Source organism: Paraburkholderia sediminicola (assembly GCF_046030555.1).
Taxonomy (GTDB): domain Bacteria; phylum Pseudomonadota; class Gammaproteobacteria; order Burkholderiales; family Burkholderiaceae; genus Paraburkholderia; species Paraburkholderia sediminicola_E.
The window spans coordinates 55,564-70,499 of the sequence record NZ_JAQQCH010000028.1 but is presented as its reverse complement, the minus strand read 5'-3'; the positions used below and the strand labels follow the sequence as shown (position 1 = coordinate 70,499).

Here is a 14,936-nt window from a genome sequence, read left to right as displayed (position 1 = left end):
ACCGCAAGATGAAGGCAAATGCCGCCCGGTCTGGTACCGCTCACGCAGGCGCCGACCGCACGCTACGTCAACCTGGTTTTGCCACCACCCGGGCCTGCAAGGCGCGGATGCGCCCGAGCGCCTGCGTATTGGACACCGTCGACTCATACATCTTGGCGAGATCCGCCTTGAGCGCGGTACGCGAGCCGGCGTCGAGATAGACCATATGGCCCGACGGATAAAAACGCGCCGACAGATTCTGCCGGACCTGCTGGCTGACAAGCGGCATTTGCTGGAGGTCGAGTACGGTCTGATAGAACGGCGTGACATAGTCAAAGAAACCGTTCGCCGACAGCACCTTCAGGTCGGGATTGAGCGCCATCACGGCGGCAAGGTCGCCGGCAGTGTACAGAATGACGTTGCCTTTCGCGTCGAGCCCCTTCTGCGCACCGGTCGGATCGATGTGGCTGAAGTCCCAATACTGGAACGCCTGATCGTTGAGGTCCGTGAACGCCGAATTCGACGTGTATTTCAACTGCTCGTTCAGGTACACGTTCCACATCGTCGTGTAGACGCCGGTCACCGCCGTCATGGTGGGATCGTTGCCGCCGGAATTCGGGTCGATCTTGCCCGCGATGCCGGTGCTGATCGCCGTTACGCGGCCGTCGTACTCGCCGAGCGCGAGCCCCTGCGATTTCAGCAACGTGGTCAGAAACAGCGAATTGCCGCGGCTGTCGTACGACGCGATATCGAGGCTCCACGCGAGCAAGGTGGCTTTGTCGATACCGGTGTATTCGCTGAGCTTTTCGACCGTTGCGGAATCCGTCGTCGGAAACTTGCGCAGCGCCGCCAGATAGTCGGTGCGCGCGAACTGCGCCACTTCTTCGGCAAACGTACCGAGATCGGTTGGCCGCGGCGCAATGCCGAGTTTCTTGTGATACCACGCGTCCGCAGCGGTTGTGGGCAATGCGCCGACCGGGTTGCCGGATTGCGTGTAGTCGAGAATGGACGATTGCAGCGTGACGCCGTTCAGATCGACGCCGTCTTCATGCAACCGGTACGCCAGCACGCAGCTGCGCGCCGTGCCATAAGATTCGCCATACAGGTACTTCGGCGAATTCCAGCGATCGTTCTTCGTCAAAAACCGCTTGATGAACTGCTTGATCGAGTCGGCGTCCTGGTCGACACCCCAGAAGGCGCGGTTCGTCTTCGGCGCAATGGCTGCCGAGTAGCCCGTGCCGACCGGATTGATGAAGACGAGGTCGCTCTTGTCGAGCAGACTGTCCGGATTGTCTTCCATCGAATATGGCGCGGGCGGCGTAAAGCCCGGCATCGACGTCTTGATGCGGCGCGGCGCGAACGAGCCCAGCAGCACGAACACCGAAGACGAACCCGGACCGCCGTTGTAGAAGAACGTTACCGGGCGGGTTTCCTCCTTCTGGTTGTCCTGCGTAAACGCGACGTAGAACATCTTGGCTTCGGGCTGCGAACTGCTCGGGTCGACAATCACGAGGTGACCCACCGTCGCCGTGTAGTTGATCTTCTGGCCACCGATCGTCGTCGAATGGTGCGTCACCGCGGCGGTTTCAGTGGTATCAGTGACGGAATCGTCCGGCCCGTTGCCATAAGCAACCGGATCGAAGAACGGCTGATCTCCTGCTTTGTGCGACACGCTGCCGGCACCCGTTGCGGGCGAAGCATGCGCGTTGTGCGACGACTGCGGACTAACGGAAGCTGACTCGGTGTTCGTCATGATCGCTCCATGGGTTCGTTAACGTCTTGATATGTCTTGATATGTCCTGGCGTCTCTCGTGTCTCTCGTGTCTCTCGTGTCTCTCGTGTCTCTCGTGTCTCTCGTGTCTGTTGCGTATCCTGCGTTGCCTGCGTCTCCTGAAACCATGCACGGTGCCGCCTACGGCCTGAAAGCGGCGTACCTTGGGACAAGCGCGGACGGTTGGTGATCGCCAGATCTGACCGTCAGTCAGGCGCCCATCCGAACCGATCCGCAACTCATCAGACTATAGTGCCGCCGCCACCTTCTGACCATTGGGGCTGCCAAGTCCCGTGCACGCATCCCAGCCCGGCGACGCGGCGAAGCTGCCGTTGTTGCCCTGAGTGATGTCGTTAAGCGCGCCCGGCGCCTTGTACAACTTCGGGTTGATGAAACCGGCCGGCTGCCCCTTCGCCGCGTTGATCCGCGCAATCAGCGCCGCCCACAGCGGTGCGACCGCGCTGGTGCCGCCGACCACCGTCTGCGTACCGTCGATCAACACGCTATAGCCCGTGACGGGCGACGCATCGCCGGCCACGTCCGGCACACCGCGCCCGCTGAGCGCCGTCCTGGCGCCGCTCGATGAAGTGGCGGACAGGCCTTGCTGCCATACAGGCACTGGAAAGGTCCGGCTCACGCCACCGCCGCTCGCGCCGCCCTGCGCGCCGTCGTTCCACACCACCTCATGCGAGATCGCCGTGCCCGACGCCGTCAGGTTCGTGCCGCCGCACGCGAGCACATAAGGGCTCGACGCCGGAAAGTCGACCTGATCGCCACCGGAACCGTCGCTCGAACCGCTATCGCCCGACGCCGCGCAGACAGTCACACCCAAAGCCGCCGCCGTTTGCAGCACGCTGTTGAACGCTTGCAACGACTGGCTGGTCCAGTTCGACTCCGGTCCGCCCCAACTGATCGAGACTACCGAAGGTTTATTCGTCGTATCGTGCACCGCGCGGCTCACCGCGTCGATGAAACCGGCATCGCTGTTCTGCGTGAAATAGACCGCGATGGTCGCGCCCGGCGCAATCGCACCGACGATTTCGATGTCGAGCGTGACTTCGCCATCGGGCCCATTCGGGTCGCCGCTCGGCTGATTGCTGCCCTGATCGACGCCAACCACTTTCACCTTCGGCGAAGCGACGCCAAGGCTCGCAAAGTAGCTCGTCAGGTCGGACGTGTTGTACCCGCCGCCGAGTTCGATGATGCCGACGCATTCGCCGCTGCCGTCGCCTTGCGGAAACTGGTACAGCGACGCGAGCTGCGGCGGTGTAAAGGAAACCTGATGCCCTTTGGCCGGCTGGAACGGCGGCCGGATGCGAAAGTGCGGCCGCGCCTGAGGCCGGTTGTCGAGCCCGAGTACGGCTTCCACGATGCCATGCAGGTCGTCCGGTACGCTGATCGTGCCGGTGCGGCCGCGGAACTGGCCCGCCGTGTGATGCTGATAATGTTCCAGCTTGACGCCGAACGCGGTCTGGAACTGCGCGATCGTGCCGCTCAGCGACACCGAGCGCGCTGCCGGATCTTCCCGCACCACCATCAAGCCGTGTGCGCTGGCAAAGGCTTTGACCTTGGCGATGTCGTCCGGCGAGGCCCCGTAATCTTTCGCAAATGTCTCGCGCGAAAGCGGTTTGACACTCGGGTCACCTGCTTCGATCTTGCTCATCAGCGCGTCGAACTGCGCTTGCCGCTGACGGCGCAATATCACGAAAACTTCGATCCGTTCTGACGGATCGCATTGCCCTACGACTTTCGAACCTTCCTCTACCGTTCGCTCGCTTCCTGGCAGCGGTTGTCTATTGACCATGGTGTCGATTCTCCTGTTAGCGTGACGGCGCGGGGCGCAAGGTGGACCCCTCACGGCACGCGCCTGCACGAACTCGCCGCCTCGGCACCGGCGGCGAATTGCTGTTTCAAGAACTTCGCCAAACCATCCGACCCATGCATTCGAACACAGTTCCGGCGCGCGCGGCAGTTGTCCGAATGGCTAACGCCAGGCTGGATCGATGCGCAGCGTGCAGCACCCGCGCTATGATGCTGAAGCGGCAATCCAGCCGTTGCAGCGCCTCGCGCGCCGCCCGCGCGCACGATCAAAGAATCAGAGGAACCCCATGTCAATTTCGATGTATCAAGCATCACTGCCCGTGCTGGTGCGCGGCATGACCAACCTGCAAGTCATCCTCGGCAAAGCCGAAGCGCACGCTGCCGAGAAGCAGATTGACCCGTCCGTGTTCACGCATGCCCGGCTCGCGCCGGACATGCTGCCCTTGGTGCGCCAGGTCTATATCGTGAGCGACACGGCCAAGGGCTGCGCCGCGCGCCTGGCTGGCGTCGAAGCACCGAAGTTCGAAGACGTCGAACAGACCTTCGAGGAACTCGATGCCCGCCTTCAAAAGACGATTGATTATTTGAAGGAATTCAATGCGCAGCAGATCGACGGATCGGAAGAACGTCCCATCACGCTGAAAATGCGCAACGGTCCGATCGAGTTCACGGGGCTGTCATATCTGCTCGGTTTCGTGCTGCCGAACTTCTATTTTCACGTTGCGACGGCGTACGACATTCTGCGTCACAACGGCGTTGAACTCGGCAAGCTCGACTATCTGGGCGGCATCAAGTAAGAAAGCGCGCTTGCTATTGGGTGAGCGCGGCTGGAGCGAGGAATAAGCAGCATGTGAGTCGCACATCGGCCACATGTGAACCTTGCGTGGACCGTGCGTGCATGAACAATCCATGAGCGGTGCGTGAGCAGTGCATGAGCGGCATCAAACGCGCGGCTGGAACGCGATGATCGCCATGCCGGCCAGTGTGAATGCCACGCCGGCTGCATCCCATAGCGTGGGGCGCACTTTGTCGACGCACCATAGCCACGCAATTGCCACCGCCACATAGACACCGCCGTAAGCCGCATACACGCGGCCTGCGGCGGTGCCGTGCAGCGTCAACAGCCACGCAAACAACGCGAGACTGAGCGCGCCGGGCACCAGCAGCCAGATGGAGCCGCCTTCCTTCAGCCAACGCCATGGCAAATAGCACCCAACAATTTCGGCGACGGCGGTGACGGCATAAAGCAGAAAAGTTTTCATCGACAGAGAGAGAAGCGAACGGTTGTGTTGCCGCGGGACTGTGCGCGGCTGTCTATCGGCTTTATTAACACAATCGCTTTGCCTGCGGGCACGGCACATGCAACAGCCGTCGCACTTGATCCCTATTCGCTGACTGTCATAAGCAATCAATCCAGCGAAAGCCGCAGCGCAAAGCCAATCAGCGCCGCTGAGAAAGTCCAGCGCTGCAGTGTCTGCGCGAGAGGATGAGCCCGCATCCAGCCGGCGATGCGCGCCGCGCCGATCGCATACATGGCGTCGAAACACGCGCCGATGGCGAGCAGCACCAAACCCAGTTCGATCATCTGTAACGCAACCGGTCCGGCCTCAGGACGCACGAACTGCGGCAGGAGCACCGAGCAGAACAGCAGCGCTTTTGGGTTCAACAGATTGGTCAGCAAGCCTTTCACAAAAGCGGCATGCAACGGCCGTGACTCGGCACTCATCGTGCCGCCTTCAGGTAACGCGAATACGGGCGAGCGGAAGATCTGGATACCGACCCACGCGAGATACACCGCGCCGCCGTAACGCACCACGTCGTACAGCCAGGGCGCGCTGCGCAACAGCGCCGCCACCCCGCATGCCGACAGCGTGACGTGCGTGGCACGCGCCAATCCCAAGCCACCGGCCGCAGCAAAGCCACTGCGCACGCCGCGTCCGATACTGGTTTGCAGAACCAGCGCCATGTCGGGTCCTGGCACGGCGTAGACCACAAACAACGCGGCGATATAAACGACCAGAAGGTGTGCGGAAATCATAGAAGCCTCTTGTTTTTAAGGGCTCTATCTTGCTATCGTCGGCGGAGCGTTTGCTGGCGAAATACAGGAACAGATGCGTCGCCTTTGGAGGAATACGCTAAAATTCTGCTCTCAAGCCCTGTTTTCCGCCAGCACACAGTAAGCGCCCCAAAACCATGACAACCGACCTCGATAAAACAGACCGCGCCATCCTCGCCGCCCTGCAGAACGACGGCCGCATGTCGAATGCACGGCTGGCCGAAATGGTCGGTTTAAGCGAGACGCCTTGCGCGCGCCGCCTCAAGCGTCTTGAGAACGACGGCTATATCGACCGGTACCGCGCGATGCTTTCGCGCTCAGCCCTCGGCCTCGGGGTCGTCGCGTTCGTCTACGTGCGTTTTGCCGTCCACGACCGCGCCATGGCCACCCGTTTCGAGCGCGAGGTGCAGGCAATCCCGCGAATTCTGGCGTGCCATAACGTGTCGGGCAGCGCCGACTACATCCTGCAAGTCGTCGCGCGCGATCTCGACGACTACGGCACTTTTATGCGCGACGAGATGCGCAGCCTGCCGGGCGTGACATCGGTGGAGTCGGCGTTGTCGCTGCGGGAAGTCAAGGCGGACGGCGGGCTGCCGCTGTCCTGAACGCGGACGTGGCATAGTCACCCATATGAAACGGCGCGAGCCGACCAGACGAGCACGGAGTTTTCATGGATCATGAAAAGGCGCGAGCCGAAGAGACAGCCGCGATGGAGCGCGTGTTGACCGCAACCACGCGGGTAAAGGCGGCATTCGCCTCGCTGCAATCGCAATTCCCGCCGGCCGGCAACGGCCAGCCTTCGCAGTTCGCGCTGCAAACCTTCGACGCTGCGTTGCAGGAACTCGAAGACGCGCAAGCCGCATTCGACGAATTGCTTGGCGATCTGCTTGACGGCAATCGCTGAGTGGCATAGCCGCTCTCTTCACTGCATAGCTGCTGCGTAGCGCGCGAGCGGCGGCCGTTTCAGTTCCCATCGAAGCGGTCGCCGCGTTATTCGGAGTGGTTGGGCGGGCTTGACCGTTAGTTGCGTATTAATGTCCTGGAACCGAAACTCCCCCAACGCCGGATTGCCCATCCCCTGCCCGATCCTGAATGCCTCAACGTGCTACTGCGTCCAGAAGCGCGTCGAAACACCCGCCCCATCCACTCAAAAAACGATATTGGTCCGCAGCCCGACGATCGCTTCATTTCCGACGCGCTGCGATGGATTGGCCGGATCGGGAATCCCGCCTACGGGACGGAACACGTATTGGAAGTCCGCCTGCAGTTGCCACCACGGTGCGACCTGATACTGATAGGTCGCCTCGACGACGGTCTCGGCGCTGCGCGACGGATAACCCGGCGTCGTCAGCGAAGCGGTATCGCTCGCGAGCCCTTGGGCATGCGAACCGATCTTCGCGTAACCGATCGCCAATCCGGCAACGTCGTTGTCGCGTCCTTTGAAGGGTGCTTTGAGCGTCACGCCGGCGTTCACGCCCAGGTCCACCAGATTGCGATCGCCCGGGGCGCCCATGACTCTCGCGAAAACGCCCACCGACTGTGGGCTATCTCCGCCTCGTTGCCAGACCGTCTGGTCAGCAACCGCGTAGAAGCTGAAGTCGCCGCGATGATTCGCCGGCACGCCGCTGCTCGCCGGGTTCGCCAACGACAAACCGGCACTGTCGAATCGCTGATCCACAAAGTTTTGCGTGTTGTACCAGAAGCCCAGTTTGTAGGTGCCAGGCAGTCCGGTTGCCGGCGTACCCGAAGGATTCGCCGCAGGCTGGTTGATTGCGTACTGCACCTCGCCGATGAACAACGCACCGCCGCGCAGGTTGAAATTCGTGCCGTGGCGGTTCTGTTGTTGTGGGTCGCCCGTATCGCTGCCCGCCGGATTGCTGTTGAAAACGCCGGCCATCACGGTCCAGGCATCCGCAGGCTTGACGCGCAATCGCACACCCAGTGACGACAGCGGATAAGCAGGACCGCCCGCCGGCATGTCGACCGACGGCAACACAGGCCAGCCGAAGGTCGCGTTGACGAACGGCGTCGCGAACTGGCTCACCATGAATTCCTGGTCGAGACCCTGTTGCCCGACCTTCACGTCCACTTTTCCGCCGATCAGGGATTGTTGATACCAGAGCTCCCACAACCGTGTCGTGTCGTCGGCCTCAATGCCGCTCGCACTTTGCAGCGTCAGCAGATTCCGTTGGCTCAGATTGCTGCCGTGAATTTGCAACGCCGACACATTGAACGTGCCGCCCGGCAATCCCAGCGCTTTTTCCGTATCGACGACGATGCCGAACTGGGTCAGTCCGTCGTAAGCGCCGCCCCGTTTAGTGCCGCCCGACAGATTGTTCAGATACTCGCTGGTTTCTTGCAGGTTGAAGGTCACCCCGTAGTTACCGAGCCAGGGGCGCAACCCGCTCATATCGCCGAGCAGATTCGAGCGGTCCCAGAGGCCGGTGGCCGCGGCGGGAGCTTGCTCAGCGGCAGACGTCTGCCCTGCGGTTGGAGCCTGAACTACAGCAGGTGTCTGATCCAGGGCAGGCACCTGATCCGAGGCTGGCGCCTGATCCGCTGCCGGCGTCTGCGCCAGCACGGACGGCACAACGCCAAACGACAACAGGACTGTAAGACCGAGCGGGGCGCCGGACATCCACCATTCGGTTTTCGCAGGGTCTTTCTCCACGAGACAAGGTTGAGCACCGCACATGCGGCGCGCCAGGGAACGATACGACAACGATTTGACGAACATAAGCTCACTCGCATCGAGCCCGGCCAAGCCGGGCAATGTACGAAGACGTGACCGGGTCTCGCAAACAATGCGATAACGGTCAAACAGAGGGAGCGTGCGACTGGCTGACCGGCTGGAACCGGTCATTGAAGAGGCGCGCTAACCCGAACGGAGCGAGTTAGCGGCTAAGACGTGATCCTGCTGCTAACTCGCGGATACTGCGCCGGCATAGACCGGCATCGGACTTCCACTACTAGAGCATGTGTCCACGAGGGACTCCTTTTGCTGAGACGGGCGGATTGTATTCGGCTCGCTTATAAAATCGCAAGTAAAAACCGCATAAAAGAGATCGCACTCCGAATTTGCCGGTGGGTTCTTCGAGAGATACCCGGTTGTCGTATTCATCGCCGCATCTGTGCCCTTCACTCACCTGTTCTTCCTGTCATTCCCGAAAGATTCAGTCTCGTCTGGCGATGGCAGAGCGCGCTCCCCCACACGTAAAAAAAGAATATTTGCTTCGCTTAACGAAGCATGTTGACTTCTGCTTGCGGGGGTGCCTAAAATTCGCCCGTCATCACAAACGGGGCCATTGCCTTGGACACCAGCAGTAGTCGATCTTCGAACAGTTTCACTGCCTGACCGGCCCGACGCCCGCGCTCTCTTTTCTCAGCCGCCGTCTTGCCAGCAGGCAGACGGTGCGCGCCGTAGTAACCCTCCCCGTGCACCCTTAACTAGCGCCATTCGGCCGCGCCGCGCTTACGCACGTCCTGCGTCTGCACGTCCCTACGACCGTATGGCATCGCGTCGCGAGCATCCGCTCGCAGCAGCGCTCACTCACGCCGGTTCGATCCGTTCGAACGCCGGCGTGGCCGGGCGCGTGGATCAACACGTGCGTGCTTAACGTCAATAAGCAACGCCGATAAACAACGCCGATGAGGAGCCGCCATGCCGGACAGTGACAGTTATCCCTTATGCCGCTCAATTGCCACGCAATCTTTGTTCTGCCTGAGGAAAGCGAGTAGACGTTCGCCGCCGCGCGCATAGCGCCGGCCGTGCTCCGTGTCTGCTGGCTTTCCGCAACCCGCGTAAAGCTATACGCCCGGAGAAATACCATGTACATCGCCATCCTCGTACCGACTCTGCAGCAAACGCATATCCACAGCGACGCTGCACTCGCGCTTCACAGCATCAAGCCGCACTGGCTCGCCGTCTCCTGGCACCGCGTCAAAGCGTTCCTCTCGCACCCGGCTTCGTACTCAGCTTAACGACTCACAGTCAGTACCCGCACGCCTTCGCGATCCGCATGCGCCGCGGTCGCTCGACCCCGTTCGACGACACGCGCGCAGCGGATCCCGAAAGCGCGCCACTGCAATCAAATCACATCTACTCAGGCGGTTAGAAATGTCCACTCCAATTAACGTCTCACCACCACGCAGCGCCGTTCTCGACGAGGCCCATCTCGGCGACATCAAAGGCGCGCTCGGTACTATCGCGCATCACGACACCGCACCGCGCAATAACTGGTGGGCCCGTATCCGCACACTGCTCGCGATCCTCGGGCCTGGCCTCATCGTGATGGTCGGCGACAACGATGCGGGTGCTTTCGGCACGTACACCCAGGCGGGACAGAATTACGGGACCACCCTGCTGTGGACCATGCTCCTGCTCGTGCCCGTTCTGTTCGTCAATCAGGAAATGGTGTTGCGCCTCGGCGCTGTGACTGGCGTGGGTCATGCACGGCTGATCTTCGAGCGCTTCGGCAAGTTCTGGGGGGCATTCAGCGTCGTCGATCTGTTCATATTGAATGCGCTCACTATCGTGACCGAATTTATCGGCATTACGTTCGTGCTGGATTTCTTCGGCATTTCGAAGGTGGCCGGGGTTTGTATTGCCGCGGCAGTGACGATGGCCGCGGTCAGTACAGGCAACTTCCGGCGTTTCGAGCGCTTCGCGGTTGCGCTCTGTCTGTTGAGCCTGCTGCTGGTGCCCGTCCTGGTATCGATTCATCCGCCGGTTGCCCAGATGACGCACGATTTCTTCATTCCGAACTGGCCCGCCAACTCGAAACTGAGCGACGTGATGCTGCTCGTGATCGGCATTGTCGGCACCACGGTTGCGCCGTGGCAACTGTTTTTCCAGCAGAGCTATATCGTGGATAAACGCATCACGCCGCGCTTCATGAAGTACGAGAAAGCCGACCTGTGGATCGGCATTGTCTTCGTGATGATCGGTGCGGTGGCCATGATCTCTTTCTGCGCCGCACTGTACGCAGGCAAACCCGAGTTCGGCAATTTCACGGATGCGGGCGGCGTGCTCGCCGGCCTCGAAAAGTGTGCCGGACGCACACCCGCGGTTCTCTTCGCCATCGCGCTGCTTGACGCCTGCATCATCGGCGCGGCGGCAGTCTCGCTGTCCACTGCTTACGCAATCGGCGACGTGTTCAAGATTCGCCACTCGCTGCATCGCGGCGTGACGGACGCAAAGGGCTTCTATATCGTCTACTTCGGCATTATCGCGGCCGCGGCGGCGCTGGTACTGATTCCCGGCAGCCCGCTCGGACTACTAACTGAAGCCGTGCAGACGCTCGCAGGTGTACTGCTTCCGAGTGCAACGGTATTTCTGCTGCTGTTGTGCAACGACCGGGCGGTTCTCGGACCTTGGGTGAACTCAAAGAAGCTTAACTTCTTTACCGGCGCGGTTGTCTGGGTGCTCGTCATGCTCTCCATCATCCTTACTGCATCGGTGATGTATCCGGACATTACCGGCGAAGCCATCATTGAAGTACTGGCCGGCGGCACGTTGCTGGCCGTGGTCGGCTACGCTGCAACCGTGACGGTCCGCAGGCTGCGGCCCGTACCGGCAGATGTCACGGCTTCCGTTGTTTCCGCGGTTCTCGATAGCGAGCAACAATTTTCGAAAGAAGCACGCAATACGTGGCGCATGCCGCCACTCGAAGAACTGCCGGCACCGCAACTGACCCTGTCCAAACGCGTCTGGATGGGTGTGCTGCGCGCTTATCTGATCGTGGCTGTCGCCCTGGTTATCGTCAAGGTCGTGCAGATGACTTTGCTGCATTAAATCGACGCTGCCCGCCCGCTTCCGGCTGTTTCGGTGAGCGGCGGGCAAATTGCCAGTTCCGTCCTACGCACCCCGCATTGCTTGCCGGTTGCGTTGCGATCTCTCTAACGGACGCAAGCGCAGGTGCCGGTCACGGTCACGCATCCGTTACGCCCCGTCCGTCTCAATGGCAGGCTCGCACAGAATCGGAAAGTTGACCGAGTTCGCGATATAGCACTTCTCATGCGCCACATGATGCAAACGCCCGGCCAGTTCGAGGTCGCCGCCTGCCTGAATGACGACATGCGGGCGTAGAACGATCTGCGAAAAGCGCCCCTGCTCAGGACTATCGAGCATCGTGCCTTCGGCGTTGTCACGATAGCTCAGAACAACGATGCCCGCGTCCGAGCAAAGATGCAGATACCAGAGCTTGTGGCAGGCGGACGCCGAGGCGACCAGCAGATCTTCCGGATTCCACCGGCGCGCGTCGCCGAGAAACGCCGCGTCCGATGATCCGGGAATGTCGGGCTTGCTTCCCGCAGCGATGGTGTGGTCCCGACCGTATTCACGATATCCCGAGGTGCCGCTGCCGCGGTTTCCTGTCCACTGCACCGATACCGCGTATTTGTGCTCGCCGTACGCCATGCCCATCTCCTTTGCTGTTGACCCAGGATTGAATTCACAACACGTGGATTCTATCTCCGCATCACCATTTTGGTATACCATTATTCCAAATGACAAGGACTCAACGCATATGGACCACAAACTGGATTCGACAGCCGACGCCATCGCCGTCTCGCTACGCGAGCTGATCGCGGCCGGCGAACTGGAAGACGGCGCGCGGCTGGTCGAGCGCGAACTCGCCGACCGATTCGGCGTGAGCCGGGTGCCGATGAGAGAGGCCATACAAAAGCTCGAAGGCGAAGGACTGGTCGAGCTCATGCGCAATCGCGGCGCCGTCGTGCGAACGCTCACGGAATCCGATCTGGATGAAATTTACGGCCTGCGCATGTTGCTCGAAGGTGACGCCATCTTCCATGCGGTCAAACGTATGGACAGCGAGACGTTATCGCGCGCCGAACTCGTTCACCGGTTGCTGGGAGACGCCGATACAGCGCAAAGACAGGGTGAACTGAATCGCGAGTTTCATGATCTGCTATACCGCCCATGCGCGAACGGACGGCAATTGAAAGCGATCCGCGAGTTACGCGCCCAGGTCGAGCGCTACGAACGATTGCAAAGCACGTTGCTCGCCGACACACCGGCCTTCCAGGACGAGCATCTGAAGATTCTCGAAGCCTGTGAGACTGGCAATGCTCGCCTCGCGCGATCGATGACGGTGGAACATCTCGCGTCCGCGAAGCGGATCGTTCTGCAACTGGTTCGGACTGAGTGACGCGCCACCGCGAGAAGAAATCACGCCTACAAAACCAACTTTGGAACCACCTGACTTTAATCTTCAGCGCGCCATCCGCACTACTCGCGAACTATCGCGGTGCGGGTGCTGTACCTGAGACGTTCGGCGCTCGGGGATTCGGGTTCATATTCAGGCTGGTGCCGTTCGCTCGCATGTTGTTGAGCACAGGTCCCGATCCAATGCCGCCGCCTCCGCCAGTCACAGGAGAGCCACCCACCATGCCCGCGCCCGGCAGTGGGCTCGGGCTTGCCGCGCCCGTGCCCAAACCTGTTCCCGGCCCTGTTCCCAGCCCCATTCCCGCACTATTGGCCCCGCCCGCCTGCAAGCCGTTCGTACCATTGGCGCCAAGGTTTGCCGACTGGGCATACGCCATACCCGTCAGACCTATCATCAGCGCCGAAGTAAAAATCACCTTAGTCACGATTTTCATAGCCCACTCCGTCATGCCGTCGAATTGCCCGACCGAAGCACTCACACCATCGTAGCGATGTCGAGCGAACGACGCTCATCAAGGCACCCGGTCAAACAGTAAGACTGGTTGCCAGCCGCATTTGTTCACCACTGACAATCAGGGATTGATCGACAATCGGCGATAATCTGCGGCTTCTTTGCTCGCCTGACACTCATGATGAAACCCGCCTTCGCCCCCTTTCAAGACCTGGCCACAACCTTGTTGCCCCACGCGTACGACGACAACGGCGACGGCTCCCATGACACCTCACATCTGCAGCGTGTCTGGAAAAACGCGGCGGCCATCCAGGCAGAAGACGGCGGTGATCCAGAGGTACTGTTCGCGTCGACACTACTGCATGACTGCGTGGCAGTAGAAAAGAATTCGCCCCTGCGTGCGCAGGCTTCGCGCCTGTCGGCGGAAAAAGCCACGCGCCTGTTGACGTCGCTTGGCTGGCCGGACGCAAAAGTTCAGGCCGTGGCGCACGCAGTCGAGGCACATAGTTTTTCAGCCGGCGTTGCGCCGACCACGCTGGAAGCAAAAACGCTGCAGGACGCCGACCGCCTCGATGCGATCGGCATGCTGGGCGTCGCGCGTTGCTTCTACGTGGCCGGCCGCATGGGCCGCGCCTTGTACGATCCGGCCGACCCACACGCGGCGCATCGTCCTTTGGACGATACGGCGTACACGCTCGACCATTTCCACACCAAACTGCTGAAGCTGGCGTCCGGTTTCCGGACGGTGACCGGCGCGCGGCTGGCAAAGATCCGCCACGACCGCTTACAGCGTTTCCTCGACGAATTTACCGACGAAATCTGAGCAGGCCAATCCCAATCGGCAAGTTGTACAAATGCTTACAAAGCAGCGTGCGTCTGACGTGCACCGCCCGCGCTGCTGCGGCGTTATTGCAGGCATCTACCCGCGGAGCCCGCAATGAACAACACGAACCTCACTTCCAGCAATCCGCAACGCAACCGCATTCACCCCCTGGTTGCCGGCGCGGCAGTGGCTGTCATTCTTGCGAGCGCCACCGGCATCGCGGCGATGACAGGCCTTCTGCCGACCTCGCACGCGATTACGGCGCCCGCACTCCCCGCCACGACGGTCGCGGCGCAGGTCGCGAGCGCGCCGGTCGTCGTGCCCCAGGCGAGCCCGGTTCAGCAAACCGTTCAGCAGGCAGCCCCGCCACGGCCACGCGCATATCACACGCATAGCGCGCCCGCAGCGGAGTCGCCGAGGTACGCAAACAATCAGGGATACCAGGCACCGTATGAATCCGCGCAGAGAAGGCCGGTCGCCGACCCTTATGCGGGTGAGGTCGTCGCCATCAACGCGGTCCAGGCGCCTGAGCCGACCACCGGACTCGGGGCACTGGGTGGCGCGGTCGCGGGTGGTCTCGTCGGCAATCAGATTGGCGGCGGACGCGGCAAGATTTTCACCACCATCGCGGGCGTTGTCGGCGGCGGGCTCGCCGGCAATGGAATCGAGCACGCAGTGCGCAAGCAGACCACCTATCAGGTCCAGGTGCGCATGCAGGACGGCAGCTACCGCAACTTCAGCTACCCGACGCAGCCGGATGTGCAGATCGGCGAGCGGGTCCACGTAGCTGGCGATTCGCTGACGGCTTCGTGAGATCTTGCGCCGGCATCTCGCCCGATGCCGGTTTGC

15 protein-coding genes are annotated in these 14,936 nt (G+C 61.2%); 8 read left to right on the top strand and 7 right to left on the bottom strand.

Annotation, left to right across the window (positions count from 1 at the left end):
* Positions 1–67: 67 nt before the first annotated feature.
* Together PQQ52_RS29630 and PQQ52_RS29625 are read right to left on the bottom strand one after the other, a co-directional pair.
* Positions 68–1,732 carry a S10 family peptidase gene (locus PQQ52_RS29630; protein WP_408219498.1) on the bottom strand — a complete coding sequence of 555 codons (1,665 nt, stop codon included), beginning with the start codon at positions 1,730–1,732 and terminating at the stop codon, positions 68–70.
* Positions 1,733–1,997: 265 nt separating this feature from the next.
* A complete protein-coding gene (locus PQQ52_RS29625; RefSeq protein WP_408219496.1) occupies positions 1,998–3,554 on the bottom strand; it encodes a S53 family peptidase in 1,557 nt (518 codons plus the stop codon).
* A 304-nt stretch (positions 3,555–3,858) separates the two neighbouring features.
* Between PQQ52_RS29625 and PQQ52_RS29620 the strand changes: the two genes are divergently transcribed.
* Entirely contained in the window at positions 3,859–4,368 is a 510-nt protein-coding gene (locus PQQ52_RS29620) for a DUF1993 domain-containing protein (protein WP_408219493.1), read from the top strand.
* A gap of 144 nt (positions 4,369–4,512) precedes the next feature.
* On the opposite strand, the gene PQQ52_RS29615 is transcribed toward PQQ52_RS29620, so the two are convergent.
* Positions 4,513–4,833, bottom strand: a complete 321-nt coding sequence (locus PQQ52_RS29615) for a YnfA family protein (RefSeq protein ID WP_091802314.1) — start codon at positions 4,831–4,833, stop codon at positions 4,513–4,515.
* A 146-nt stretch (positions 4,834–4,979) separates the two neighbouring features.
* Positions 4,980–5,609 carry a LysE family translocator gene (locus PQQ52_RS29610; protein WP_408219491.1) on the bottom strand — a complete coding sequence of 210 codons (630 nt, stop codon included), beginning with the start codon at positions 5,607–5,609 and terminating at the stop codon, positions 4,980–4,982.
* Between the two features lie 155 nt (positions 5,610–5,764).
* Between PQQ52_RS29610 and PQQ52_RS29605 the strand changes: the two genes are divergently transcribed.
* The gene (locus PQQ52_RS29605; RefSeq protein WP_408219488.1) at positions 5,765–6,232 is read left to right on the top strand and encodes an Lrp/AsnC family transcriptional regulator; all 468 of its coding nucleotides are present in this window, start codon (positions 5,765–5,767) and stop codon (positions 6,230–6,232) included.
* Positions 6,233–6,297: 65 nt separating this feature from the next.
* A complete protein-coding gene (locus tag PQQ52_RS29600; protein ID WP_408219486.1) occupies positions 6,298–6,531 on the top strand; it encodes a hypothetical protein in 234 nt (77 codons plus the stop codon).
* Between the two features lie 243 nt (positions 6,532–6,774).
* Here the strand turns inward: PQQ52_RS29600 and PQQ52_RS29595 are convergent, their stop codons facing one another.
* Complete coding sequence (locus tag PQQ52_RS29595; RefSeq protein WP_408219483.1) at positions 6,775–8,265, bottom strand: carbohydrate porin; 1,491 nt, start codon at positions 8,263–8,265, stop codon at positions 6,775–6,777.
* 1,190 nt (positions 8,266–9,455) lie between these two features.
* Here PQQ52_RS29595 and PQQ52_RS29590 point away from each other — a divergent pair.
* The gene (locus PQQ52_RS29590; RefSeq protein WP_408219480.1) at positions 9,456–9,608 is read left to right on the top strand and encodes a hypothetical protein; all 153 of its coding nucleotides are present in this window, start codon (positions 9,456–9,458) and stop codon (positions 9,606–9,608) included.
* A 136-nt stretch (positions 9,609–9,744) separates the two neighbouring features.
* A complete protein-coding gene (locus PQQ52_RS29585) occupies positions 9,745–11,421 on the top strand; it encodes an NRAMP family divalent metal transporter (protein ID WP_408219478.1) in 1,677 nt (558 codons plus the stop codon).
* Positions 11,422–11,568: 147 nt separating this feature from the next.
* Here PQQ52_RS29585 and PQQ52_RS29580 read toward each other — a convergent pair whose 3' ends face one another.
* Positions 11,569–12,045, bottom strand: coding sequence for an OsmC family protein (locus tag PQQ52_RS29580; RefSeq protein WP_408219475.1), 477 nt, complete (start codon positions 12,043–12,045; stop codon positions 11,569–11,571).
* Between the two features lie 109 nt (positions 12,046–12,154).
* On the opposite strand from PQQ52_RS29580, the gene PQQ52_RS29575 reads away from it, so the two are divergent.
* Complete coding sequence (locus PQQ52_RS29575; protein ID WP_408219472.1) at positions 12,155–12,796, top strand: GntR family transcriptional regulator; 642 nt, start codon at positions 12,155–12,157, stop codon at positions 12,794–12,796.
* Between the two features lie 91 nt (positions 12,797–12,887).
* Here the strand turns inward: PQQ52_RS29575 and PQQ52_RS29570 are convergent, their stop codons facing one another.
* Positions 12,888–13,247: a hypothetical protein gene (locus PQQ52_RS29570; protein ID WP_408219469.1), complete on the bottom strand. Its 360-nt coding sequence runs from the start codon at positions 13,245–13,247 to the stop codon at positions 12,888–12,890.
* Positions 13,248–13,442: 195 nt separating this feature from the next.
* Between PQQ52_RS29570 and PQQ52_RS29565 the strand changes: the two genes are divergently transcribed.
* Positions 13,443–14,087: an HD domain-containing protein gene (locus tag PQQ52_RS29565; protein ID WP_408219466.1), complete on the top strand. Its 645-nt coding sequence runs from the start codon at positions 13,443–13,445 to the stop codon at positions 14,085–14,087.
* Between the two features lie 114 nt (positions 14,088–14,201).
* Complete coding sequence (locus PQQ52_RS29560) at positions 14,202–14,900, top strand: hypothetical protein (protein WP_408219463.1); 699 nt, start codon at positions 14,202–14,204, stop codon at positions 14,898–14,900.
* Positions 14,901–14,936: the final 36 nt, after the last annotated feature.

Coding starts and splice junctions, on each gene's coding strand:
- PQQ52_RS29620 (WP_408219493.1), top strand. CDS start 3,859: ATGTCAATTTCGATGTATCAAGCATCACTGCCCGTGCTGGTGCGCGGC.
- PQQ52_RS29560 (WP_408219463.1), top strand. CDS start 14,202: ATGAACAACACGAACCTCACTTCCAGCAATCCGCAACGCAACCGCATT.
- PQQ52_RS29610 (WP_408219491.1), bottom strand. CDS start 5,609: ATGATTTCCGCACACCTTCTGGTCGTTTATATCGCCGCGTTGTTTGTG.
- PQQ52_RS29605 (WP_408219488.1), top strand. CDS start 5,765: ATGACAACCGACCTCGATAAAACAGACCGCGCCATCCTCGCCGCCCTG.
- PQQ52_RS29600 (WP_408219486.1), top strand. CDS start 6,298: ATGGATCATGAAAAGGCGCGAGCCGAAGAGACAGCCGCGATGGAGCGC.
- PQQ52_RS29630 (WP_408219498.1), bottom strand. CDS start 1,732: ATGACGAACACCGAGTCAGCTTCCGTTAGTCCGCAGTCGTCGCACAAC.
- PQQ52_RS29615 (WP_091802314.1), bottom strand. CDS start 4,833: ATGAAAACTTTTCTGCTTTATGCCGTCACCGCCGTCGCCGAAATTGTT.
- PQQ52_RS29565 (WP_408219466.1), top strand. CDS start 13,443: ATGATGAAACCCGCCTTCGCCCCCTTTCAAGACCTGGCCACAACCTTG.
- PQQ52_RS29570 (WP_408219469.1), bottom strand. CDS start 13,247: ATGAAAATCGTGACTAAGGTGATTTTTACTTCGGCGCTGATGATAGGT.
- PQQ52_RS29625 (WP_408219496.1), bottom strand. CDS start 3,554: ATGGTCAATAGACAACCGCTGCCAGGAAGCGAGCGAACGGTAGAGGAA.
- PQQ52_RS29585 (WP_408219478.1), top strand. CDS start 9,745: ATGTCCACTCCAATTAACGTCTCACCACCACGCAGCGCCGTTCTCGAC.
- PQQ52_RS29580 (WP_408219475.1), bottom strand. CDS start 12,045: ATGGCGTACGGCGAGCACAAATACGCGGTATCGGTGCAGTGGACAGGA.
- PQQ52_RS29575 (WP_408219472.1), top strand. CDS start 12,155: ATGGACCACAAACTGGATTCGACAGCCGACGCCATCGCCGTCTCGCTA.
- PQQ52_RS29595 (WP_408219483.1), bottom strand. CDS start 8,265: ATGTCCGGCGCCCCGCTCGGTCTTACAGTCCTGTTGTCGTTTGGCGTT.
- PQQ52_RS29590 (WP_408219480.1), top strand. CDS start 9,456: ATGTACATCGCCATCCTCGTACCGACTCTGCAGCAAACGCATATCCAC.